The sequence below is a fragment of the Falsiruegeria mediterranea M17 genome, from assembly GCF_900302455.1.
Taxonomy (GTDB): Bacteria; Pseudomonadota; Alphaproteobacteria; order Rhodobacterales; family Rhodobacteraceae; genus Falsiruegeria; species Falsiruegeria mediterranea.
The window spans coordinates 632,826-655,979 of sequence record NZ_ONZG01000001.1 but is presented as its reverse complement, the minus strand read 5'-3'; the positions used below and the strand labels follow the sequence as shown (position 1 = coordinate 655,979).

The 23,154-nt window shown below is 59.0% G+C and carries 22 protein-coding genes and 1 tRNA gene; 12 read left to right on the top strand and 11 right to left on the bottom strand.

Annotated elements, in window-relative coordinates; genetic code table 11:
• Nucleotides 1–42: 42 nt before the first annotated feature.
• The 3 genes from rpsT to mutM all read right to left on the bottom strand — a co-directional run bounded on the left by rpsT (nt 43) and on the right by mutM (nt 2,236).
• Nucleotides 43–306: a 30S ribosomal protein S20 gene (gene rpsT, locus TRM7615_RS03220; RefSeq protein WP_108785436.1), complete on the bottom strand. Its 264-nt coding sequence runs from the start codon at nt 304–306 to the stop codon at nt 43–45.
• Between the two features lie 236 nt (nt 307–542).
• Nucleotides 543–1,319 (bottom strand): acryloyl-CoA hydratase, encoded by a 777-nt coding sequence (gene acuK / locus TRM7615_RS03215; RefSeq protein WP_108785435.1) that lies wholly within the window; start codon nt 1,317–1,319, stop codon nt 543–545.
• Between the two features lie 65 nt (nt 1,320–1,384).
• Nucleotides 1,385–2,236: a bifunctional DNA-formamidopyrimidine glycosylase/DNA-(apurinic or apyrimidinic site) lyase gene (gene mutM / locus TRM7615_RS03210; RefSeq protein ID WP_108785434.1), complete on the bottom strand. Its 852-nt coding sequence runs from the start codon at nt 2,234–2,236 to the stop codon at nt 1,385–1,387.
• Nucleotides 2,237–2,322: 86 nt separating this feature from the next.
• On the opposite strand from mutM, the gene ubiE reads away from it, so the two are divergent.
• From ubiE to TRM7615_RS03195, 3 genes are read left to right on the top strand one after another with little or no spacing between them, the layout of a single operon-like run.
• Nucleotides 2,323–3,075, top strand: coding sequence for a bifunctional demethylmenaquinone methyltransferase/2-methoxy-6-polyprenyl-1,4-benzoquinol methylase UbiE (gene ubiE / locus TRM7615_RS03205; RefSeq protein ID WP_108785433.1), 753 nt, complete (start codon nt 2,323–2,325; stop codon nt 3,073–3,075).
• 3 nt (nt 3,076–3,078) lie between these two features.
• Nucleotides 3,079–4,608, top strand: coding sequence for a 2-polyprenylphenol 6-hydroxylase (gene ubiB / locus TRM7615_RS03200; protein ID WP_108785432.1), 1,530 nt, complete (start codon nt 3,079–3,081; stop codon nt 4,606–4,608).
• A gap of 25 nt (nt 4,609–4,633) precedes the next feature.
• On the top strand, nt 4,634–5,620 hold the full coding sequence (locus TRM7615_RS03195) for a 4Fe-4S dicluster domain-containing protein (RefSeq protein ID WP_108785431.1): 987 nt from the start codon (nt 4,634–4,636) through the stop codon (nt 5,618–5,620).
• 31 nt (nt 5,621–5,651) lie between these two features.
• On the opposite strand, the gene TRM7615_RS03190 is transcribed toward TRM7615_RS03195, so the two are convergent.
• A complete protein-coding gene (locus TRM7615_RS03190) occupies nt 5,652–6,827 on the bottom strand; it encodes an acetyl-CoA C-acyltransferase family protein (protein WP_108785430.1) in 1,176 nt (391 codons plus the stop codon).
• Between the two features lie 134 nt (nt 6,828–6,961).
• Nucleotides 6,962–7,258 (bottom strand): DUF6525 family protein, encoded by a 297-nt coding sequence (locus tag TRM7615_RS03185; protein ID WP_108785429.1) that lies wholly within the window; start codon nt 7,256–7,258, stop codon nt 6,962–6,964.
• Between the two features lie 88 nt (nt 7,259–7,346).
• Here TRM7615_RS03185 and TRM7615_RS03180 point away from each other — a divergent pair, with 88 nt between their 5' ends.
• From TRM7615_RS03180 to TRM7615_RS03150, 7 genes are all read left to right on the top strand, one after another.
• Nucleotides 7,347–7,913 (top strand): helix-turn-helix domain-containing protein, encoded by a 567-nt coding sequence (locus tag TRM7615_RS03180; protein WP_108785428.1) that lies wholly within the window; start codon nt 7,347–7,349, stop codon nt 7,911–7,913.
• A 577-nt stretch (nt 7,914–8,490) separates the two neighbouring features.
• Complete coding sequence (locus TRM7615_RS03175; RefSeq protein WP_108785427.1) at nt 8,491–9,528, top strand: cupin domain-containing protein; 1,038 nt, start codon at nt 8,491–8,493, stop codon at nt 9,526–9,528.
• Nucleotides 9,525–10,223 (top strand): fumarylacetoacetate hydrolase family protein, encoded by a 699-nt coding sequence (locus TRM7615_RS03170; RefSeq protein ID WP_108785426.1) that lies wholly within the window; start codon nt 9,525–9,527, stop codon nt 10,221–10,223. Before TRM7615_RS03175 ends, TRM7615_RS03170 begins: the two co-directional genes overlap by 4 nt.
• Nucleotides 10,224–10,226: 3 nt before the next feature.
• Nucleotides 10,227–11,417 (top strand): 3-hydroxybenzoate 6-monooxygenase, encoded by a 1,191-nt coding sequence (locus tag TRM7615_RS03165; protein ID WP_108785425.1) that lies wholly within the window; start codon nt 10,227–10,229, stop codon nt 11,415–11,417.
• Nucleotides 11,418–11,498: 81 nt separating this feature from the next.
• Complete coding sequence (locus tag TRM7615_RS03160) at nt 11,499–12,545, top strand: TRAP transporter substrate-binding protein (protein ID WP_085793856.1); 1,047 nt, start codon at nt 11,499–11,501, stop codon at nt 12,543–12,545.
• A gap of 61 nt (nt 12,546–12,606) precedes the next feature.
• Complete coding sequence (locus TRM7615_RS03155) at nt 12,607–13,191, top strand: TRAP transporter small permease (protein ID WP_108785424.1); 585 nt, start codon at nt 12,607–12,609, stop codon at nt 13,189–13,191.
• Nucleotides 13,188–14,687: a TRAP transporter large permease gene (locus TRM7615_RS03150; RefSeq protein ID WP_108785423.1), complete on the top strand. Its 1,500-nt coding sequence runs from the start codon at nt 13,188–13,190 to the stop codon at nt 14,685–14,687. The genes TRM7615_RS03155 and TRM7615_RS03150 overlap by 4 nt, the downstream gene beginning before the upstream one ends.
• A 201-nt stretch (nt 14,688–14,888) precedes the next feature.
• On the opposite strand, the gene TRM7615_RS03145 is transcribed toward TRM7615_RS03150, so the two are convergent.
• Nucleotides 14,889–14,965: transfer RNA gene (locus TRM7615_RS03145), tRNA-Arg, on the bottom strand.
• A 221-nt stretch (nt 14,966–15,186) separates the two neighbouring features.
• On the opposite strand from TRM7615_RS03145, the gene TRM7615_RS03140 reads away from it, so the two are divergent.
• Together TRM7615_RS03140 and TRM7615_RS03135 are read left to right on the top strand one after the other, a co-directional pair.
• Complete coding sequence (locus TRM7615_RS03140) at nt 15,187–16,212, top strand: LacI family DNA-binding transcriptional regulator (RefSeq protein WP_108785495.1); 1,026 nt, start codon at nt 15,187–15,189, stop codon at nt 16,210–16,212.
• 4 nt (nt 16,213–16,216) lie between these two features.
• Complete coding sequence (locus TRM7615_RS03135) at nt 16,217–17,431, top strand: winged helix-turn-helix domain-containing protein (protein WP_108785422.1); 1,215 nt, start codon at nt 16,217–16,219, stop codon at nt 17,429–17,431.
• Nucleotides 17,432–17,442: 11 nt separating this feature from the next.
• Here the strand turns inward: TRM7615_RS03135 and TRM7615_RS03130 are convergent, their stop codons facing one another.
• From TRM7615_RS03130 to boxC, 5 genes are all read right to left on the bottom strand, one after another.
• Nucleotides 17,443–18,363 carry a helix-turn-helix transcriptional regulator gene (locus TRM7615_RS03130; RefSeq protein WP_108785421.1) on the bottom strand — a complete coding sequence of 307 codons (921 nt, stop codon included), beginning with the start codon at nt 18,361–18,363 and terminating at the stop codon, nt 17,443–17,445.
• Between the two features lie 101 nt (nt 18,364–18,464).
• Complete coding sequence (gene boxA / locus TRM7615_RS03125) at nt 18,465–19,649, bottom strand: benzoyl-CoA 2,3-epoxidase subunit BoxA (RefSeq protein ID WP_108785420.1); 1,185 nt, start codon at nt 19,647–19,649, stop codon at nt 18,465–18,467.
• Nucleotides 19,646–19,819 (bottom strand): hypothetical protein, encoded by a 174-nt coding sequence (locus tag TRM7615_RS25425; protein ID WP_165821351.1) that lies wholly within the window; start codon nt 19,817–19,819, stop codon nt 19,646–19,648. The genes boxA and TRM7615_RS25425 overlap by 4 nt, the downstream gene beginning before the upstream one ends.
• 22 nt (nt 19,820–19,841) lie before the next feature.
• Nucleotides 19,842–21,293 carry a benzoyl-CoA 2,3-epoxidase subunit BoxB gene (gene boxB, locus TRM7615_RS03120; RefSeq protein WP_108785419.1) on the bottom strand — a complete coding sequence of 484 codons (1,452 nt, stop codon included), beginning with the start codon at nt 21,291–21,293 and terminating at the stop codon, nt 19,842–19,844.
• Between the two features lie 36 nt (nt 21,294–21,329).
• Nucleotides 21,330–22,991 (bottom strand): 2,3-epoxybenzoyl-CoA dihydrolase, encoded by a 1,662-nt coding sequence (gene boxC, locus TRM7615_RS03115; RefSeq protein WP_108785418.1) that lies wholly within the window; start codon nt 22,989–22,991, stop codon nt 21,330–21,332.
• Nucleotides 22,992–23,154 lie beyond the last annotated feature (163 nt).

The window sequence follows — 23,154 nt, the reverse complement described above, 5'->3', positions numbered from 1 at the left end:
TGGCAACGCCTTTTCACAAAACGCTTTTGTGCGAGTCGCGAATTAACCCAGAGCTTTGACCCGGGCTGCCAGACGCGACATCTTCCGCGATGCGGTGTTTTTGTGGAACACGCCTTTGGTCACACCGCGCATCAGCTCGGGCTGAGCAGCGCGCAAAGCAGCGGTTGCAGCTTCTTTGTCGCCGGATGCGATTGCTTCTTCGACTTTACGCAGGAAGGTGCGGATGCGCGAACGACGGGCTTTGTTGACAGCAAAGCGGGTTTCGTTCTGACGGGCGCGCTTTTTTGCCTGGGGCGAATTTGCCATGGTTTTCTGACCTTTATCTCGGTTCGGTTTGTTCAAGTTAGCGCAATGCCAAGCCCAAGCCGGGTATCAGGTCACCGGTGTGATTCTAGCCAGAGCGGGCCGCACGCGCATGTATTGCGGCGCTATCTAGACAAGTTTGCCCATAAAGCCAAGCCGATTCTGTGCCCGGCTCTCCAAAACGAAACGGGCAGGTCCATGACCCGCCCGCTCACCAGAAGTGATTCCATTACGCGACGTCATTTGTCGCGGAATTGGGCCTCGCGTTTTTCCAGGAAAGCGGCCATGCCCTCTTTCTGGTCCTCGGTGGCGAACATCGAATGAAACACGCGGCGTTCAAACAGCAGACCCTCGTTCAAGGTCAGCTCGTAGCTGCGGTTCACAGCTTCCTTGGCGGCCATTGCCGTCAATTGCGATTTCTCTGCAATCTTCTGAGCTGCGGCTGTTGCTTCCTCGATCAGTTTCTTGGCCGGAACCACGCGGCTCACCAGGCCCGAGCGTTCTGCCTCTTCAGCGTTCATGAAACGCCCGGTCAGGTTCATGTCCATGGACTTGGACTTGCCGACAAATCGGGTCAGACGCTGCGTGCCGCCAATGCCGGCGATGACACCGAGATTGATTTCGGGCTGCCCAAACTTCGCGGTATCCGAGGCGATGATGAAATCGCACATCATCGCCATCTCACATCCGCCACCTAAGGCATATCCGCTGACCGCAGCAATTATGGGCTTGCGGATCGCAGCTACACGGTCACCAACTTCACCGAAGAGGTTTTCGGTAAACACCTCGACATAGGTCTTCTCGGACATCTCTTTGATGTCCGCTCCGGCGGCAAAAGCCTTTTCCGACCCGGTCAGGACAATGCAACGCACCTTGTCATTGGCATCAGCTTCATCCAGCGCAGTACACAATTCACTCAGCAGCTGACTGTTGAGTGCGTTCAATGCGTCGGGGCGGTTCAGTTTGATAAGAGCTACGTGGTCTTCAACGTCGACGATGATCGTCTCAAAGGCCATAGAGTTGTGCTTTCGGTTGTTCTGTCCTGGACCGATTCCTTACCACGAGGGGGAGATGGTTCAAGTTATCTTTGGCATTGCGGACAGTAGAAAGATGAGCGTCCCGACTGGGTGATTCTGGTTACCGTCCCGCCGCACCCCGGGTTGCGGCAGGGCTCATCCTCTCGACCATAGACGTCAAAGCTGTGTTGAAAATATCCAAGTTCTCCATCGGCTTGGCGGAAATCCTTGAGCGACGACCCACCCGCGTCAATGGCGTCTGCCAGCACCTGTCGGATGATTGGAACAAGGGTGGCAACGCGGGCAGCGGAAATTTTTCCGGCTTTGCGACGTGGCGAAATTCCAGCGCGAAACAATGCTTCGCAAACATAGATATTGCCCAAACCCGCGACGATTCCCTGATCCAGCAGTGCAGATTTGACCGGCGTATTCTTGCCACGGAACGAGTCAACCAGATGTTGTTCGTGGAAATCATTGCCCAGTGGCTCTGGCCCCAGCACCGACAGCAGCTTGTGTTCAGCCGCTGTCGCGGTCGGCAGCAGGTCCATTGCACCAAAGCGTCGGGGATCATTGAACGTGACCCGCGCACCATTGGCCATGTGGAACACCACATGATCATGCTTTTCCGGCATGGGGTGGTCATGCACGAACTGCCCCAGCGGGTCACCTGACACTGTCATGCGCCCCGACATGCCCAGATGAATCAACAACGTCTCGCCCGTGTCCAGATCGGCCAGAATATACTTCGACCGCCGCCCCAATCGCTGCACCCGCGCGCCGGTCAGCCGCTCGGCCATCCGCTCGGGAAAGGGCCAACGCAGGTCCGGGCGATTGACGTCAGCCCGCTCAATCACCTCGCCCTCCATCGCGGGGGTCAGGCCACGTCGGACGGTCTCGACCTCGGGCAGTTCAGGCATTATGGGGCTCCTAATTCCAAAGGGCCGCATTGTGCCCGTGTTCCAACGCCCTATAACAGGGTCGAAATCAGAAAACGGCAAGGCCCATGTCCGAGAACAGTCAAAAGACCACTCACTTTGGTTTCTCCGAAGTTCCCGAAGGTGAAAAGGCCGGGCGCGTCCAGGGCGTGTTCAACTCGGTGGCCAGCAAATATGACATCATGAACGATGTCATGAGCATGGGCATTCACCGGGTGTGGAAAGATGCCATGATGGATTGGCTGGCGCCGCGCCCCGGACAAAAGCTGTTGGATGTGGCAGGTGGCACCGGCGACATCTCGTTCCGCTTTCTGGATCGCGCGGGCCACGGCCACGCCACTGTTTTGGATCTGACCGAGCCGATGCTGGTTGAGGGGCGCAAGCGTGCCGAGGCGGCGCATCTGGCCGACAGTCTGGATTGGGTCGTGGGCGATGCCATGTCCCTGCCGTTCGAGGACAACACCTTTGACGTCTACACCATCTCGTTCGGCATCCGGAACGTGACCCGCCCGCAAGAGGCACTGAACGAGGCTTACCGCGTGCTGCGCCCCGGCGGCCGTCTTATGGTGCTGGAATTCAGCCAGCTGCCCAATGACGGGCTGCAGAAGCTCTATGATCTTTACAGCTTCAACGTCATCCCGCGCATGGGGCAGGCGATTGCCGGGGATTACGACAGCTACCAGTATCTGGTGGAATCGATCCGCAAGTTCCCCGACCAAGAGACTTTTCTGGGCATGGTGCGCAGTGCGGGCTTTGGCAACGCCAAGTACCGCAACCTGTCGATGGGCATCGCGGCGCTGCATTCGGGTTGGAAGCTCTAACGGATGCGCGGACCTCACAACATCATTCGCCTGATCCGGACGGGCGCAACTCTCGAGCGGACGGGCGCCATGAACGTGGTGCTGGATGCGTTTGAGGCCCCGCCTCTCTTGCGCTTTGTGGCGCATGCTTTGGGTAAACCGTTCCAATGGCTTGGGTACAAGGGCGACCCTGACATGCCGCCCGCAACCCGCGCCCTGACGGCGCTTGGTCCGGCGTACATCAAATTTGGTCAAGTCCTGTCCACACGACCCGATGTCGTGGGCGATGAATTGGCCGAGCAACTGCGGGTGCTGCAAGACAAACTACCCCCCTTTCCGCGATCCGAGGCCATGGCCGAAGTCGAGCGCGAGCTGGGGCAGCCCCTGCCCGAGATGTTCAGCGAGTTCAGCGAGCCGATTGCGGCCGCCTCGATCGCGCAGGTGCACAAGGCGACGCTGGCGACCAACGGTGATGAGGTGGCCGTCAAGGTCCTGCGCCCGGGCATCGAAAAAGCATTCCGCAAGGATGTGGATGCGTTCTATCTGGCTGCCCGCATCGTGGACCTCTTTGCCCCCGGCGCGCGCCGTCTGCGCCCGATGGAGGTGATCGAACATTTCGACGGTGTTGTTCGAGGTGAGCTGGACTTGCGGCTGGAAAGTTCGGCCGCGTCTGAATTCACTGACAACACCAAAGATGATGCCGGGTTTCAGCTCCCGCCCGTGCGGTGGTCCCTATCTTCGCGCCGGGTGATGACGCTGGGATGGGCTGATGGGGTGCCGTTGGGCGACAACGACGCGATTGATGCCGCTGGTCACGACCGCGTCGATTTGGGCGAGCGTGTGTTACGCCTGTTCCTGATGCATGCGCTGCGCGATGGCTATTTCCACGCCGACATGCATCAGGGCAACCTGAAGGTCGCGCCGAATGGCGACTTGATCGCCTATGACTTTGGCATCATGGGCCACATCGACGAATACACCCGCCGGGTCTATGCCGAGATTCTGTTCGGCTTTATCCGTCGCGACTACAAACGGGTGGCCGAGGTACATTTCGAAGCGGGATATGTTCCCGCCAATCAGGACGTCGATGAATTTGCCCGCGCATTGCGCGCTGTCGGAGAGCCGATCTTTGGCATGGACGCCACTCAGATTTCGATGGGCCGACTGCTGAACTACCTGTTCGAGGTAACAGAACGCTTTGGCATGGAAACCCGGACCGAACTGATCCTGCTGCAACGCACCATGGTGGTGGTCGAAGGCGTCGCTCGCTCGCTGAGCCCCCACATCAACATCTGGGATGTCGCACGGCCAGTGGTCGAGGATTACATCAAGAAATCCATCGGCCCACGCGCACTGGTGTCCGACCTGTCCAAAACGGCGATGGTTATGGCCCGCTTTGGCCCTCGTCTGCCGGCGCTGGTGGAAAAAGCGTTGATTGCGCAGTCGGTCGAGGATGAGCCAAAACCCATGACCTTTCAAAGCCGTCTATGGTTGATTCTGGGCAGTGCCTTCGGGGGTGGTCTATTGGTGATTTTGGCCGATATGCTGTTCTGAGCTGAAATCGTGCTAGGGTTCGGTCATGCCAAAGCCGAGCCCATACCGCCCTTTTCAGCCAGACCCGGATCAAACCTCCCGTCAGCCCGACATCAGCGGCAATGACATCAATGGATTGGGCGAGGTTGAGCCTCGCAATCCGTCGATGGTCTATTGGGCGCCTGACCCCATGGACATCCCGCACGGTCCCCTGCAGCTCTATTTTTATACCAGATCTGCTGAGGAACCTGCGTTCAGCGTGCAACGCGCCGCGCGGCAAAAGATCTTGGATGCAGCCTTGCCCGATGTGGCGCCGGTTGCGGTGTCTCGGTCTCCAGCGGATTGGACGCGCGGCTTGGATCATTTTGTCCAGGACGGCATTTGCGAAATGACGGGCGTTGCCGAGATGCAGCCCAACTGGGTGTTCGAGGGCCATGATATCCCTCAATCTCGGGTCGTCATTTTGGGTGTGCAACATGATTATGCCGAGATTTCCGCAGCCCCTGAGCCGCGCGCTGGATTGGAGGTCATGACCCAATACGCCCGCGCCGCTTTGGCAGCAAAGACGGTAGCCGGGTGGATCAGAGAGCAGGGATGGGAGGCTGAGGCGGTAACTGGACCAATGACTGGTGCCTTGGCGATGATCCCGCCTGCTTTGGTCTGCGGGTTTGGGGAATTGGGCAAACACGGGTCGATCATCAACCCGGAACTTGGGGCCTCGTTCCGGCTGTCAGCGGTGTTGACCGATGCGCCGTTTGAGCCAACCCCGGCGCGGGAGCATGGGATTGATGCGTTTTGTCAGAGCTGCCGGATTTGCGAGGATGCCTGTCCGCCCGAGGCGCTGTCACCCGACAAGCAGATGGTGCGTGGTACACGCAAATGGTACGTGGATTTCGACAAATGCCTGCCGTTCTTCAACCAGACCCACGGCTGTGCGATCTGCATCGCGCAATGCCCTTGGTCGCGGCCCGGCGTGGGTCTGAACTTGGCCGCTAAGTTGGCTCGAAGAAGGGAAAGGGCCGCAGTCGAATGACCGCGACCCTTGCCAGAAAAGTTCAATTGAATCAGAGACGTTCCAGAGCGATGGCGATGCCCTGGCCGCCACCGATGCACATGGTGACCAGCGCCTTGGAGCCACCTGTGCGCTCCAACTCATAAAGCGCCTTGAGGGTGATGATCGCGCCGGTTGCACCGACCGGATGACCCAGGGCAATCGCGCCGCCATTGGGGTTCACCTTGGCCGCGTCCAAACCCAGTTCCTTGTTCACTGCCAAGGCTTGCGAGGCGAAGGCCTCGTTGCTTTCGATGACGTCGAAATCGCCCACTGAAAGGCCCGTTTTGGCCATCAGGTTCTGCACGGCAGGAACTGGGCCGATGCCCATGACTTCGGGGCGGACACCGGCGTGGGCATAGCCCAGCACGCGGGCCTTGGGTTTCAGCCCCGCCTTCTCTGTCGCGTCGGCTGTGGCAAAGACCATCGCGGCCGCGCCGTCATTAATTCCGCTTGCATTACCGGCAGTTACGCGACCGTCTTTCTTGAAGACAGGGCGCAAGCCAGCAAGAGCTTCGGTCGTTGTGGCCTTGGGGTGTTCATCGACCGTGAAGTCGACCATGTCGCGCTTGACCTTGACCTGAACGGGTGTGATCTGGCTGTTGAAGTGCCCGGCTTCGATGGCCGCGGCGGCGCGGGTCTGGCTGGCCATTGCGAACTCGTCCATCTGTTCGCGGGTGATCTGGTGTTCGTCGGCGACGTTTTCCGCCGTGACGCCCATGTGACCGGTGCCAAACGGGCAGTTCAACGCACCCAGCATCATATCGAGCGATTTGACGTCGCCCATTTTCGCACCCCAGCGGGCCTGTTGCATGATGAAGGGGCTGCGCGACATGCTTTCAGCACCACCTGCCAGGGCAAAGTCTGCATCCCCTAACATCAGGGATTGCACCGCGGAAACAATGGCTTGCGCGCCCGATCCGCACAGACGGTTGACGTTCATCGCAGGCGTACCATTGGGAATGCCAGCCTGCATCGCGGCGACGCGGCTGAGGTACATGTCGCGGGGTTCGGTATTGATCACATGCCCAAAAACCACATGCCCGATCTGTCCACCTTCGACGCCCGAGCGCTCCAGCGCGGCTTCGGTTGCGACAGTGGCCAGATCAATGGGTGCGGTCGACGCCAAGGCCCCGCCAAAGGTACCGATGGCGGTGCGGGCACCGTCCAGAATCACGATGTCGGTCATAATCTCTCCTCTCGATTTGACGGCATTATGCACGTGCAGCACGACCCTGTCTGCGGGAACGTACCGTCATCAAAATGGCCAGAAACCCCTATGCACTATGCGTGCACCAAGCGTGCACTACCCGTGCACCGGGTTTACGCTGCTTTTTGCAGTCCGCGCGCATCCACCAGACCGGGGTGATCCGACCCCCAGATGCGTTCGATGTCTCGTTTCATGTGGGCGCGCTCCAGACGATCAAGCTCAACCAACGCGGCTTGCACGTTGCCTTGGTGCTTGCGCATGGCCTTGGCCCAGATCCGCTCGGCTGACTTTACTGACCAACTGAGCATGGCGCGCTGAAGCCAACCGCGTAGTTCGGGTGGGAGGCAATCAAAGCGGGTCATTGGAGCGGCCTTGCGGCGCCGGAGGGAAGAGGTGACGTTTCTGCGCATGAGTGAATGTAATGTTATTACGTAACTTATTTCTATCGACCGTGCCCAGAGTTGACAAGAGCGACAAAAGACGGGCAGAGACTCCGTTATGACGGAGAATGCAGACGATATCCTGACACGCTTGCCCGCGCGCCTGAAGGAGGCGCGCCGTGCGCAGGGCCTGTCGCTGGAAGCAGTTGCGAACCTGTCGGGCGTGTCCCGCTCTATGGTGAGCCAGATCGAACGTGGCGAAAGCAGCCCGACCATTGCGACCCTGTGGAACCTGACGCGGGCATTGCAGGTGGATTTCGCAGGTCTGCTCGAGGATGGTGAAGCTGCCGACAAGATCGAAGTGCTGCGCGCCACGGATGTGCCGAGCATCGACAACATGGGCCACGGCTGCCGCATTCAAATTCTGTCGCCCCCCGAAGAGGCCGGCGGGCACGAGGTGTATGACATCCGGTTCGAGGCGGGTGGCGCGCTGAACAGCCAGCCGCACACACGTGGCGCCAACGAGCAACTTACAGTGCTGGAGGGGTCTGTGCAGGTCACGTCCGGCAGCGCAAGCAACACGCTGAACGCCGGGGACACGGCCCGTTACGCTGCGGATATCGCCCATTCCATCCAAGCCGGAGATCAGCCCGCACGCGTCTTTCTGATCGTGAAGAACGCTTAACGCTCTGGACAGGTTCAACTGCTAAAGTGGTCCCCGCCAAAGAGGAGGGGGTTCTCTTTGACGGGGAAGGCCAGGCTGGGTGTAGCGGCAAAGCCTGGCCAGTGGTCAGGTCGCCCGGAAAATTGGGGTTCCTGACCAGTCCATCGGTGCGCCTGCGTGAGCAAGGATACGTATTCAACATCTTCGACCTGCAAACTGGGGGGTGGCCGAAGAGGTCAATGCACCGACGAAACTCTGTATTGCAAAGTCACTTAAAAGGTAGTGCGGATTATCCATTGGTCTACGCATCCGGCCGTGGAACTTGATCCGCTTATGTTCAGTGTCCCCAATTCTATCATGTTTCCTGGTGCAGTTGGACGTTGAGTCCCTGTCAAAGCAACCGCGAAAAGCACCCAGTTGGGCCAGAGGGCAAAAGTGAGCAATATCACGCCTATGCAATCTGGGGTTGTTGGCGAAAACTGGCCCGTTCTGCGCCTTTGGTGATTAAGTTGGGTCAGTCTTTTTCGCTGATCGGCGTCAATTTGACGGGTTTTTCCACGATAAGTATGCATCATACTGCGCGTGAGAGGAGAGTGTCATGTCCGAACCCTTGGCTGAACTGGAGGATTTACCGCAGGCGTATCGCGATGAGTTGGAGCAGGCGGGCGTTGCACCGCTCTGGCCGATGATGCGCAATGTGCTGCCCCATGATGCGCCGCAACCGGTGACGCAGGCGGGATATTGGAAGTATCAAGCGCTGCGGCCTTTGCTGTTGAAAGCGGGGGAATTGACGCCCGTGGAAAAGGCCGAACGGCGCGTGTTGGTGCTGTCTGATCCGGGGCGTGGAACTGGCGCGATGCAGGCCACGGCCTCGATTTATCTGGGGATGCAGTTGCTGCTGCCGGGCGAAAGCGCGCCTGCGCATCGGCACACGCCTTCGGCCGTACGGATCATTGTCGAGGGCGCGGGCGGCTATTCAGTGGTCGACAGCGAGCGCCTGCCGATGGAAGAGGGCGATCTGGTCCTAACGCCGTCAGGCGAATGGCACGATCACGGACATGATGGGGATGAACCGGTGGTGTGGCTGGATGCCTTGGACCTGCCGGTGTTTGTTCAGCTTGAGGGGTCATATGCGGTTGAAGGAGATTTACAGCCGCAGCGCAACAGACCGGACGCCAGCGAGGTTGAGTACAAGGCGGCGGGTCTGGCCCCCACCCGGAGGCCCGGTCACCGCGCCCGCCGCTTTCCGATGTTGCGCTACCCCTGGACCGGGACCGAGGCGGCGTTGCGCCAGATGGCGGCTTTCGGCGGGGATGAGATCGCAGAATTGGATTACATCAACCCCGAGACCGGCGAGGACATCCTGCCCACTCTTGGATTCACGGCCATGATGTTTGGTGCAGGGCAGTCGCAGCGCCCGCCCTTGCGGTCGTCGTCCTGCGCGTTTCATGTGATCAAGGGACATGGTCGGACCGAGGTTGACGGGCAAGTGATAGAATGGGGCCCAAAGGACACATTCACCGCGCCGGTCTTTGCCGCTATCTCTCATCACGCGGAGAGCGAGGCCTTTGTGATCCGCATTCATGACCGTCCGTTACAGGACAAACTTGGCTATTATGAGGAGCGCGCGCGATGAGCGACAGCTTGTTTTCCCTGCCCCAGACCCCCGGCATTCCAGTGAATGGCGAAAATGCCACCTATCCGATCGGGCGGATCTTCTGCGTTGGTCGGAACTATGCCGCGCATGCGGCCGAGATGGGGCATGAGGTGGATCGCGAGACGCCGTTTTATTTCACCAAGTCGGCCCCCAATGCGGTGCTGACAGGGGCGACGGTGCCGTACCCTCCGGGCACTGAGAATTTCCATTATGAGATGGAATTGGCGCTGGCGATTGGCAAGCCGGTGTTGCGGGCCAATAGCGGGCAGGCTTGGGATGCCGTCTATGCCTATGGCTGTGCCTTAGATATGACGCGACGGGATTTGCAGATCCGCGAGCGAAACAAACAGCGGCCTTGGGACCTGGGCAAGGATGTTGAGCAATCTGCAGTATTTGCGCCGCTGACAAAGGTGGAAGCCTGGGCGCCTGACGAAGACAAGCGCATTCATCTGTCGGTGAATGGTGAGGTCAAGCAGGACGCCACCCTTGCCGAGCTGATCTGGAAGATCGACGAGATCATCTGCCACCTGTCGGGGTTCTACCATCTTCGCCCCGGCGATCTGATCATGACCGGCACGCCTGCAGGCGTTGGCCCCGTGGTGGCTGGCGATGTGATCGAGGGCGGAATTGATGGCCTGAACCCGATTGCCCTGACATTAAGTGGCGCGGAGTAAGCCATGAGCCAGGACCACATCCTGATCGCTGGTGGCGGGATTGGCGGTCTTGCCGCAGCGCTGGGCCTGGCCCAGCGCGGGCGGCGTGTGCTGGTTCTGGAGAAAGCCACGAGATTTGGCGAGATCGGGGCTGGAATACAGCTGGGCCCCAATGCCTTTCACGCTTTTGACTATCTGGGTGTGGGCGATACCGCGCGGGCCATGGCCGTTTACATCGACAATCTGCGATTGATGGACGCGCTGAGCGGCGAGGAAATCACGCGCATCCCCTTGGGCGATGAATTTCGCGCGCATATGGGGAACCCATATGCCGTTGTGCATCGGGGAGAGATGCATGGAGTTTTCCTGAGCGCCTGTGAAGCGAACCCGCTGATTGAATTACGTACCGAAGCGGCGGTTCAGAGCTATGCGCAGAATGCAAGCAGCGTTCAGGCGGTGCTCAGCGATGGTGCGCGCATCGACGGCGCGGCGCTCATTGGCGCAGATGGGCTGTGGTCGCGGGTGCGCAAGCAGATGCTGGACGATGGCCCGCCACGGGTCTCGGGGCATACCACTTATCGCTCGGTCATACCGGTGGATCAGATGCCCGAGGCGCTCAGGTGGAATGCGGCGACGCTGTGGGCGGGGCCCAAGTGCCATGTGGTGCATTACCCGCTGTCGGGCGGGCAGAACTTCAACCTGGTTGTGACCTATCACAACGACGCGCCCGAGCCAGTGGCGGGCAAGCCCGTACCGGTCGAAGAGGTGCGGCGCGGGTTCGAGCATGTGCATCCCCTGGCGCAACAGGTGATCGAGCAAGGGCAGGATTGGAAACTTTGGGTGCTGTGTGATCGTGATCCGGTTATGGACTGGGTCGAGGGGCGCGTGGCCCTGTTGGGCGATGCGGCCCATCCGATGCTGCAATATTTTGCCCAAGGCGCCTGTATGGCGATGGAGGATGCGGTTTGCCTGTCAGACATGGTGGCCAGCCATGATGATCTGGAACAGGCTTTGTGCGCCTATCAGCAGAAACGGCGCTTGCGTACGGCGCGGGTTCAGTTGCAGTCTCGGGAGATAGGAGAGCACATTTATCATCCTGATGGGGCCCATGCGGAATTGAGGAACGCCATTATGCGGGAGAAAACACCCGCAGATTGGTATCGGGAGATCGAATGGCTTTACGGCGGCACCGGGTTGGAGAGCGCGGCGTCGTGACCAAAGACTGTAGCAATATATTGCATTGATGATCCAGATTTGCATTATATTGCTTCAAAGAGGGATCAAAGGGAGGAAATCATGACTTATCGCAGAACCTTAATGGGTCTGATCGGGGGCGCGGCCGTAGCAGCCATGGCCACCGGTTTCGGCGCAACTTCGGCGTTGGCGCAAGAGGTTACGCTGAAACTGCACCAGTTCCTGCCAGCACAGGCCAACGTGCCAAAGCTGGTTCTGGATGTCTGGGCCGACAACGTCGAAAAGGATTCGGGTGGCCGGATCAAGGTCGAGCGTTATCCGTCGATGCAACTGGGTGGCAAGCCACCAGAGCTGATGGACCAGGCGATTGACGGCGTGGCAGACATCATTTGGACCGTTGTGGGGTATACACCGGGCCGTTTCCCATCAACCGAAGTGTTCGAGCTGCCGTTCATGATGACCGATGCGCGCGCGATGAGCCGCGCCTATTGGGAAATGTTCGAAAAGCACATGAAGGACACCGAGTTCAAGGATGTGCACATCCTTGGCACCTGGGTGCATGGTCCAGGCCTGATCCACACGGCTGATCCAGTGGAAAGCCCCGATGACCTGCAAGGCATGAAAATCCGTGGCGGTTCCCGCTCGGTCAACTCGCTGCTGACCAAGCTGGGCGCGACACCGGTTGGCATGCCGGTCCCTGCAGTTCCCGAGGGTCTGAGCAAAGGCGTGATCGACGGCACCACCATCCCATGGGAAGTGACCGCCGCGCTGAAAGTGCCGGAACTGGTGGAAAACCACACCGAGTTCACCGGCAAGGCGCTGTATACGCTGACCTTTGTGCTGGCGATGAACAAGCCCAAGTATGAGAGCCTGCCAGATGATCTGAAAAAGGTGATCGACGACAATTCGGGACTTGAGTTTTCGGTCTTTGCGGGTGGCACCATGGCGGATGCCGATGGCCCGTCGCGTGTGATTGCCGAGGATCTGGGCAACAACATCATCACACTGGACGCTGACCAGACCGCCGAATGGCAGGCGCTGGCCATGCCGATCTATGACGAATGGATCGCGGATATGGAAAGCAAGGGCAAGGACGGCAAGGCGCTGATCGAAGAAGCACAGATGCTGATCGAAAAGTACTCGCAGTAAATACTTCTGACCGTGGCGGTTCTGCCGCCACGGTCGCCATTTCAAGAAAGACGAACGACCGATGCACAAGCTGATGATGGGATTGGCCCGTACGCTGGCCATTGTCGGCGGGATTGTCCTGAGCGCGCTGATCCTGTTGACCTGTGCTTCCATCCTGGGCCGTCTGCTGAACGGCTTTTTCCATGGCGATTTCATGCAAGGGCTGGCGCCCGGTTTTGCCGATTGGGCGATTGCGATCGGCATCGGTCCGGTGAATGGCGATTTTGAGCTGGTCGAGGCAGGCGTTGCCTTTGCCATCTTCTGTTTCATGCCGCTGTGTCAGATCACGGCAGGCCATGCCTCGGTCGATATTCTGGCGAACAATTTTCCCAAGGTGGTGAACCGGTTCCTGCGGATGGTGATCGAGGTTGCTTTTGCGGGCGTGCTGGTCCTGATCGCGTGGAAGCTGGGCGATGGAATGCTGAGCAAAAAGCAATACGGCGAGACAACGTTCCTGCTGCAATTCCCGATATGGTGGGCCTATGCGCTCAGCTTTGTCGCCTCGCTGGCGGCTGCCATTGTTGGGATCTACATGGCCGGTGTTCGGATTTTTGAGTTCCTGACGGGTCGGATCGTGATCCATGACGGGATGGAGGCAAGCCATTGACATCGCTTGAGATCGGGATTGCATCCTTTCCCGCCCTGATGGTGCTGATATTCCTGCGCGTGCCGATTGGGCTTGCGATGTTTGTTGTGGGGCTGGTCGGGCTGATCTGGGTTACGGACGGCACACAGGTGGCCTTTGCGCGCCTGAAGAATGAGACCTACACGACCTTTTCCAGCTACTCGCTGACGATCGTGCCGATGTTCCTGCTGATGGGACACTTCGCAACCTTGGGCGGCATGTCGAACGCGCTGTTCAAGGCCGCCGAGGGCTGGCTGGGTCACCGCAAGGGCGGTGTTGCGATGGCATCTATTGGGGCCTGTGCCGGATTTGGCGCGATTTGTGGCTCGTCATTGGCCACGGCGGCAACAATGGGACGCGTGGCGCTGCCCGAGTTGAAGCAATACGGTTACGCAGGCGGGTTTTCGACCGCGACACTGGCAGCCGGGGGCACGCTGGGCATCCTGATCCCGCCATCGGTCGTGTTGGTGATCTATGCGATCCTGACCGAACAGAACATCGCCAAACTGTTTCTCGCGGCCTTTATCCCCGGCATCATGGCGGCGTTGGGCTATGTGATCGCGATCTCGGTCTATGTTCGGCTTTATCCCGAAAGTGCCGGCACCCGGCCTGCGGTGCCCTATTCCGAGCGGTTTGCGGCCCTTGTTCAAGTCTGGCCTGTGCTTCTGGTCTTTGGCCTTGTGGTGGGCGGTATCTATCTGGGCTGGTTCACCCCGACCGAAGGGGCCGCTGTTGGGGCGTTCGGTACGGCTGTGATTGCGTTCTTCAACGGTGGTCTGACACGCAGTTCTCTGGTCGAGAGTTTCACCGTTACCGCGCGGTCCACCGCGATGATCTTTTTCATCGTGTTGGGGGCTGGGTTCTATAATGGTTTTCTGGCACTGACGCAGGTGCCGCAGGAGCTGTCGAATTATGTGGTCAGCCAAGGGTTCAGCCCGTGGATGGTTCTGGCGCTGATCCTGTGTTTCTATCTGGTCTTTGGCTGCCTGATGGACAGCCTGTCGATGATCCTGCTGACGATCCCGATTTTCTTTCCAGTGATCTCGGCCATGGATTTCGATCTGGTCAACCTGGCCGCCTTGCAGGCCGATGCCGCGCGCGAGGTGCTGGCGGCTGGCGTGCCCGAGGGGATGGCGGCCGAGACGCTAGCGTCGATCAAAGAGGCGATTGCCAACGGGACCGAACTGACCCGCGCCGAGATGAAAGAGCTGGGCATTCGGATAACCAAAGGTATGGCCAACCGGATGGAGGCCGAACATGTCGCGATCTGGTTCGGCATTCTGGTGCTGATCGTGGTCGAGGTCGGGTTAATCACGCCCCCTGTGGGGATGAACCTGTTCATCATCAACGCGATGGACCGCAAGACCCCGATGATCGAGACCTACAAGGCCGTGATGTTCTTTGTCGGCTCGGACATCATCCGGGTGATCATCTTGGTGGCCTTTCCGTCGATCACGTTGTTTCTGTTAGCCTTGTAGCGCACATTACGGCCCACCCACTTGGGCCAGCAGCTCCACGAACTCGAGCACACCTTATCTGTAACACAGAGTGGACCAGATAAGGGACGCCCCACACAAATCCTGGGCGCTCGCGGCCCGTTGCGGGCATAAGGCATCTTCACCCGTCGCGTTGCACCCCCACGGGTGTGCAACCGATTTCCTGAGCAAATTCAATGATGGTGGCGACCCCGGCAGGATTCGAACCTGCAACCTGCCCCTTAGGAGGGGGCTGCTCTATCCAGTTGAGCCACGGGGCCGAGTTCGGGATAAGCAGACACCTGCAGAGCGTTCAACAAGCAGTCGTTGGTTCCCTATTCTGACGATCATCCATAATTCAATCAGATGAGCGTTGCAAACCTGCTTTGCGAACGTTGGGCGTTTGAAATCGAACCTTTTTGATTGCGCCTCAAGCGCTTGTGTCTGAGTGAATGTTCACGGTAACATCATCCTAAATCAGAATGCTCAAAAAGGGTTCATCGTGACAGCAGACACAAAACGCCCGCTCACCCTTCGTGATGTCTCCGAAGCGTCAGGAGTGTCCGAGATGACCGTCAGCCGGGTGTTGCGAAACCGTGGGGATGTGTCCGATGCGACCCGCGCCCGCGTTCTCGCCGCTGCCAAAGAGTTGGGATACGTTCCAAACAAGATCGCTGGCGCCCTGGCATCAAACCGGGTCAACCTGGTGGCGGTGATTATCCCGTCGCTGTCGAACATGGTCTTCCCCGAGGTTATGACCGGCATCAATCAGGTTCTGGAAGACACAGAATTGCAGCCTGTTGTTGGTGTCACCGATTACCTGCCCGAAAAAGAGGAAAAGGTGCTATACGAGATGCTCTCGTGGCGGCCATCCGGCGTGATCATTGCCGGGCTTGAACATTCCGAGGCCGCGCGCACGATGCTGGATGCGGCCGGTATTCCCGTGGTCGAGATCATGGATACCGACGGCAAGCCGGTGGATGCGATGGTGGGCATTTCGCACCGCCGTGCAGGTCGGGAAATGGCGCAGGCCATCTTAAAAGCTGGCTATCGCCACATCGGGTTCATGGGCACCAAAATGCCGCTCGATCACCGCGCCCGAAAGCGGTTCGAGGGGTTCACCGAAGTGCTGGGCAAGAGCGGGGTCGAGATCGAAGACCGCGAGTTCTATTCCGGCGGGTCAGCCCTGGCCAAGGGACGTGAGATGACCAAGGCCATGTTGGATCGCTCGCCTGATTTGGATTTCCTATATTATTCCAATGACATGATCGGGGCGGGTGGCCTGCTGTACCTGATGGATCAGGGCATCGACGTACCGGGCCAGGTCGGTCTTGCGGGCTTCAACGGGGTTGAACTGTTGCAAGGTTTGCCACGCCAACTGGCAACCATGGATGCCTGCCGACTGGAGATCGGGCGCAAGGCGGCCGAGATTATCGCTGCCCGCCTGGAAGACCCCGAACAGGATCTTGAAAGCCGCGTGACCCTGACCCCCAAGATCAGCTACGGCGATACGCTGAAACGGCGCTGATCCCATGTCGGCCCCGGTGATGGACAACACATCCGCCCGCGCGCTGTTTCTTGACCGCCACGCCCTGGCGGAACAGCCCGCAGGCCCGGCCAAAGGTCAACACCTGCTCGACCTGATCGAACGGCTGGGGTTTGTACAGCTCGACAGCATCAACACCGTTGCGCGCGCCCACGACATGATCCTCTACTCGCGGCGGCCGACGTATCGCCCCAAGCACCTCAAGCGCCTCTACGAATCCGACCGCGCCTTGTTCGAGCATTGGACGCATGATGCCGCCGTGGTGCCGATGACGTATTACCCGCATTGGCATTTGCGGTTTCAGCGCGATGCTGAACTCTTGCGGTCACGGTACAAGAATTGGCATCGCGACGGGTTCGAGCAACGGTTCGATACCGTGCTGAAGCATATCCGCGATCACGGGCCGGTCTGCTCGTCAGATGTCGGCAAAGACGAGAAAAAGGGCTCGGGCGGCTGGTGGGACTGGCACCCATCCAAAACAGCGCTTGAATACCTGTGGCGCAGCGGTGCCCTGACAGTGATTGGACGGGACGGATTCCAGAAACGGTATGACCTGACCGAGCGCGTGATCGAGGAGCACCTCTGCCCCGGCGCGATCCCTTGTGACGCCGAACACACGGTTGATTGGTTGTGCAACGCGGCTTTGGACAGGTTGGGATTTGCCACATCCGGAGAATTATCGGCCTTTTGGGACACCGTATCGTCGGCTGAGGCCAAAGACTGGTGCACCGCAGCGGAACAGCGCGGCGAGATCGAGGTGATCGAGGTCGAATGCGCCGATGGCTCCAGACGCAAACATTTTGCCCGCCCCGGTACCGTTCAGACCGCGTCCAACGTCACCGCGCCACCGAAACGGCTGCGCGTCCTGTCCCCGTTTGACCCGGCCTTGCGTGACCGTAAGCGGGCGGAGCGTCTCTTCGGGTTCCACTATCGGATTGAAGTCTTTGTGCCAGCGCCCAAGCGCATCTATGGCTACTACGTCTTTCCGCTTCTTGAGGGGGACAAGTTGGTCGGTCGCGTCGACATGAAGGCGCACCGCGACTGCGGCGAATTGCGGGTTCGGGCACTTTGGCCTGAGCGTGGCGTGCGTTGGTCAAAATCCAGAACCCAACGGTTAGAGTCTGAACTGGATCGTGTCCGCCGTTTCACCGAAATGGACAGCGTGGTGTTCGTACCCGATTGGCTACGCGACCCCATTTGACCCATCAGGTCTCAGGTAGAAAGAAAGCCCCGGTCAAGAACCAGATCCTTTAGGCGGGCAAAAGCTTCGTCCTCGCTCAACCCCGATGTGTCGAACTGTGCCAGGGCCTTGCCGTATAAGGCCTCGCGACTGGTCAGGATGGATTTCAGTTGTTCCATCGCCTCGGGGTTTCCGGCCATTGGGCGTTCGTCGCCTTGCGCCCGGACCCGCTCCATATGCTCGGCGGGCGAGGCGCGCAGCCAGATGGTGTGGAAATGGCTAAGGAGGGTATTGTAGGTCTCGGGCTCGGCCACGATACCGCCCGCAACTGCCAGGATCATAGTCTCATGTGTGGCGATCACCCGGCTGACGGCCTGCGCCTCCAGCTTGCGATAGCCCTCTTGCCCATAAAGCGCCATGACCTCGCTCACCGGCATGCCGCTTTGCTCTTCGATCTCGGCGTTCAGTTCAACAAAGGGGGCGTCCACTGCAGCCCCCAAGCGAGCACCCAATGTCGACTTTCCTGCCCCGCGAAGCCCAACCAGACAGACCCGTTTGGCCCGCAAAGCCTCGGCCGGTTCAGGGCTCAGGATGCGCAGGGCCGCCTGTTGAACATCTGCGTTGGCCACACGAAACAGATCTGCCACGCGCACAGCGTCCGATGTCCAGGGGTCGTCCTCGCCCACCAGCCATTCGATGCGATGATCCAAAGCCACGGCAACCCGTTGTAGCAGCCCGATTGAGATATTGCCTTCGCCCGCTTCAAGCTGCGCCAGATAGCGCGGCGAAACACCTGACATCTCGGACAGAACCCGCCGTGGAATACCACGGCGCTGCCGCGCCTCGCGGACCCGTTCACCCACGCGCACTATCAAACCATCAACCGAGGCCTCGGTGTGGTCGCGCGTGTCCTGCGGGCTGCTTTCGCCGCGAAAGTTGGTGATTTCTGTCATCAGGCCCAGCCGTTATGCAAAATAATGCGCAATTCTACGACGGCATTGCCAAATTGGCAATGCGATACAGCATTATCTTGCATCTCGCTGGATTGTACGGGTCAGTAGGTTTCCACGTGATACCGTCCGTCTTCGCGCATTTTATCGCGGATCTCGGCCCAATTCAAACCGATACCGCGCGCAACGTCCTTGAGCGCTTCCTCGACGCCTTGTTCCATCGCCTTGAGTCCGCAGATATAGATGTGACCTTTGGGATCCTGCAACAGTTTGCTCACCTTCTCGGCCTCATCCCTCAGCTTGTCCTGGACATAGTGCTTGGTCTCACCCTCCATCCGCGAGAACGCGAAATGCTTGGCCATGAATTCATCCGGAACTTTCCCGAGGGGGCCAAAATACGGCAGCTCTTCGGGGCGTCTAGCACCAAAGACCAGGGTCAGTGTGTCCTTGAGCTTTGGGTTCTCACGCTGCCTGCGCATGGTGAAGGCACGGAACGGAGCTGACCCGGTGCCCGTGCAGATCATCAACAGGTGCGTCTCGTGGTCAGAGGGCAGCAAGAAGGTCGCGCCAAAGGGGCCGGTCAATTGAACCGTATCACCTGCTTTCAGGTCACACACGTAGTTCGAGCAGACGCCGTGTTCTTCGCGTTTGACGGTCAGGGACAGGTTGTTGAAGTTGGGGCGCTCGCCGTCTCGTGGGCTGGACACCGAGTAGAGACGCGGCAAATGCGGTTTGCCTTCGGCGTCGGTGCCGGGTGGGATGATCCCAACACTTTGCCCTTCGAGCACGGGAAAGGGCAGCGCACCGAGGTCCAGAATGATGTGGCGCACGTCGCTGTCGCTGTCTTGGTCCGTCAACCGATAGTTCCCCTGCACCTTTGCCTCGGCCGGTTTGCCGATGGTGTAGAGGTTGATCGTGGGCTTCGAGGCGGATGCCGGTGCCTTGGCCTTGCCGCCAGCCCCCTTGTGTGCCTCGGCCAAAAGGGCCGCCATCGCATCATCCAGCGCCTCGAGGCCGGTGTCGGCCTCGGGCAGATCCTCTTGCGGGGGCAGTTCCATCCACTCGAACTGTTCGTCGACCGAATAGGGCTCGGCCACCACCCGCCACTCGTCAATGGACCCCGTTGGGCAGACAGGAATGCAGTCCATGCAAAAATTGCATTTCGAGGCATCGACCACGACATTCATGTCGTCATGTTCGATGGCCTCTTCGGGGCAGGTCATCTCGCAGGTGTAGCAACGAATGCAGATTTCCGGGTCGATCAGATGTTGTTTCAGGGGTTGGTTCATGGGGTCGACCCCCGCCGCAACACAACTTCGGGCAAGGTTGCCACCTCGGCCAGGGCGAAACAGACGCCCCGACATGTGGTGCAGCCCAAACAGGGTGCATTCTGGTCGATCACGATCTGACCGACTTCGACCAAGCGCCGGGTTTTCGGCGCGCTTTGTTCGATCTCCATGACCTTCTCCTGGCTTGGACGATTATGCCATGTGCAGTTGCACGTATTCGAAATCGCCTGGCTTGTTGTCGATGCCGACCTTGGGCGGAGAAATCCAGCTCGCGAATTTGCCGGGCTCAAAGCAGGGTTTCATCAGCGACTGAATGAAATCGCCATCCGCCTTGGTTGGCAGCCAATCCTTGACCTTGGCATTCCACTCCTCTTTCGGAATGATGTTACCCTGGGGATCGACACTAACACTGGCAAAAACGCCGATTTTGCGGTGGAACCCTTCATGTGGCAGGGCCATGGCAAATTCGATCCCGTGCTTTTCGATGATCTTGTTCCAGCGGCCCACACCACCTGCGGCGTCTTTCACGTAGTCATCGCGCAAACGCATATTGATCGCTGTCAGAGCGGGGACCTCTTCGGCAAGGATCGCGCCATCTTTGACCGTGCGCACAACGTAGGTGTCGTCACTCAGCTTGTGGTCATCCTTGATCCGCATCTCCATGAACCGGCCCTTGACGCCCGCGTTGAACGCGTTGGCGGCGTTGGTCGACACTTCGTTTCCGAACAGGTCCAGTGACAGGGTGTAATGCAGGTTCAGCTTTTTCTGGATCGTGGGCAGGTCGATCACACCCAGATCGCGTATCTTGTCGATGTCGTAGGGATCAGTAATGCCCGCCTTGTTCATCGCCTCACACGTCGCCTGGATGGTGCGGCCAACACCGGTTTCACCAACAAACATATGGTGGGCCTCTTCGGTCAGCATGAAGCGGCACGTGCGGCTGAGCGGATCAAACCCGGATTGTGCCAGGCTTTCCAGCTGCATCTTACCGTCGCGGTCGGTGAAATAGGTGAACATGAAGAACGACAGCCAATCCGGCGTTTCTTCGTTGAACGCACCCAGCATTCGCGGCGCTTCATCCGATCCCGAAGAACGGACCAGCATGTCGTTGGCCTCTTCCCGGCCATCGCGGCCAAAGTATTTCTGCAGCAGATAGACCATCGCCCACAGGTGCCGCCCCTCTTCGACGTTCACCTGGAACAGATTACGCATGTCATATAGCGACGGGGCGGTCAGACCCAGGAACCGCTGCTGCTCGACCGAGCCCGGCTCGGTGTCGCCCTGGATCACGATCAAACGCTTGAGCATGTTGCGGTATTCACCGGGCACCTCTTGCCAGGCGGGTTCACCATAATGCTCGCCGCACGGAATGCGACGGTCTTCAACCTGTGGTGCCAACAAAACACCCCAACGGTATTCCGGCATCTTCACATAGTCGAACTTGGCCCACCCCTTGGGATCCACCGACACAGCGGTGCGCAGATAGACCATGCTTTCCTGAAAGTTCCGCGGGATCAGGTCGTTCCACCAGTTGATGTAACCGGGATGCCATTTCTCCAGCGCTTTCAGGACCTTCTTATCCTGACTCAGACCCACATTGTTCGGGATCTGGGTGTCATAACTGACGTTGATCAGATCGAGCATTTCATTCCTCCCCAGTCGATGGCCCTGCCACCGCCGTTACACACGTTCCATGTTGTAGTTGCCGCGCACACCAGTGCCATAGCGTTGCAATGCGCCGTCTTCGCCCACTGCGTTGGGGCGCTGGAAAATCCAATTCTGCCAGGCGGTCAGCCGCCCGAAAATGCGGGTTTCCATCGTCTCGGGACCGGCAAAGCGCAGGTTCGCCTCCATCCCGGTCATTGCATCGGGTGAGAAGCTGGCGCGTTCTTCCATGAAGATGCGCACCTCATCTTCCCAATCGATGTCATCAAAGGCATAGGTGATCAGGCCCATTTCTTCGGCCTCATCCGCCTCGATCGCTGCGCCGATCTGCGCCTTGGCTGCATCAACCGCCTCGGGTGATCCAAGAAAGCGGGTTTCCAACCGCGTCAGGTCGTTCGACATCGGATAGCGCCCGAAATTGCCGTCTGTCAGCTTGATCGCCGCCAAGGGCCGATTGTCGCCTTCGAACTCTTCGAGCATCATGTAGGTCCGGTCGACGGACCACAGCAACTCGGCCAGAACCCCAGCAAAACAAGACCCATGTTCGACCAAAGCCACCAGCGACCGCGAGGTCATGTCGACCCGTTTCAGCACCCGCTTCCAATAGGTCAGGATTTCGTTGGCCAGCCAGTGGTCGGCGTTGTCCAGCAGCAGCCTTTCATGGGCGACCAGGTTGTCCGCGTCTCCTTGAGTGCTGAAAACCACCAACCCAAGCTCACGCTCGTTCAGGCGCAGATGCAGGATCGCGTCGTCCAGCTCACGCGCAAGACGCAGCATGTAGCCCTCTGCCCCTTGTTCGGCCAGAGCATCGGTTGATGTCGGCGCTTCACCCTCTGGCCCCTTGATCAGGATGGTCGCACGGCCTGCATCCCGTTCGACCGTCACTTCGACCGTGGAATAGGTCACCGATCCGTCTTCGGCGAAACTGCGGGACAGAGGTGTCAGGGTGATGCCCGCGGCAACATCCGCCTTGTCCGAGGCATCTGCAAACTCTTTCGCGCGCTCTTGCACGGTGTCATCGAATTTCGAATTGGCGATGACCTCGTCCACAAGTTTCCAGTCCACTGCGCGTTGGCCTTTGACGCCTTCTTCGACCGAGCAGAACACATCAGCCAGATCGCGGCGCACCTTGCGCTTGTCGGTCACGCGGGTCAGACCGCCGGTGCCCGGCAGCACTGCCAGCAGCGGTACTTCGGGCAGGGCTACGGACGACGAGGAATCATTCGTCAGCATGATGTGATTGCAGGCCAGTGCCAGCTCATACCCGCCCCCGGCGCAGGCGCCTTTGACAGCGGCCACGTATTTTTGTCCTGAATCCGCTTCTGCGGCCTCGAACGTGTTGCGGGTCTCGTTGGTGAATTTGCAGAAGTTCACCTTGTGCGCGTGGCTCGCACCGCCGAGCATCCGGATGTTGGCCCCGGCGCAGAACACCTTGTCCTTTGCCGATTGCATCACCACGACCTTGACCTCGGGGTGTTCAAACCGCATCCGCTGCACGACATCAGCCAGCTCGATATCAACACCCAAGTCGTAAGAATTGAGTTTCAACTCGTAGCCGGGAAACAGCCCGGCCGTCTCGTCCACATCCATGAACAGGTTCGCAACGGGCCCGTCGTATTCAACGCGCCAATGACGATAGTTCGAGGGATCGGTCTGAAAGTCGATACGTTCGGCCATGCCGGTCTCCGCCTTTGTTGGTTGATGTGCAACATAGTACGTCAAATGATGTGCGGCAAGCTCATATTGGCATAATAATGCACAAATTGAACTCAAGATCGTTCATTTTCGGGCACGCTTTCACCAGGATGAGTGAATTTAAGAGCATTTTTAAGCATTATAA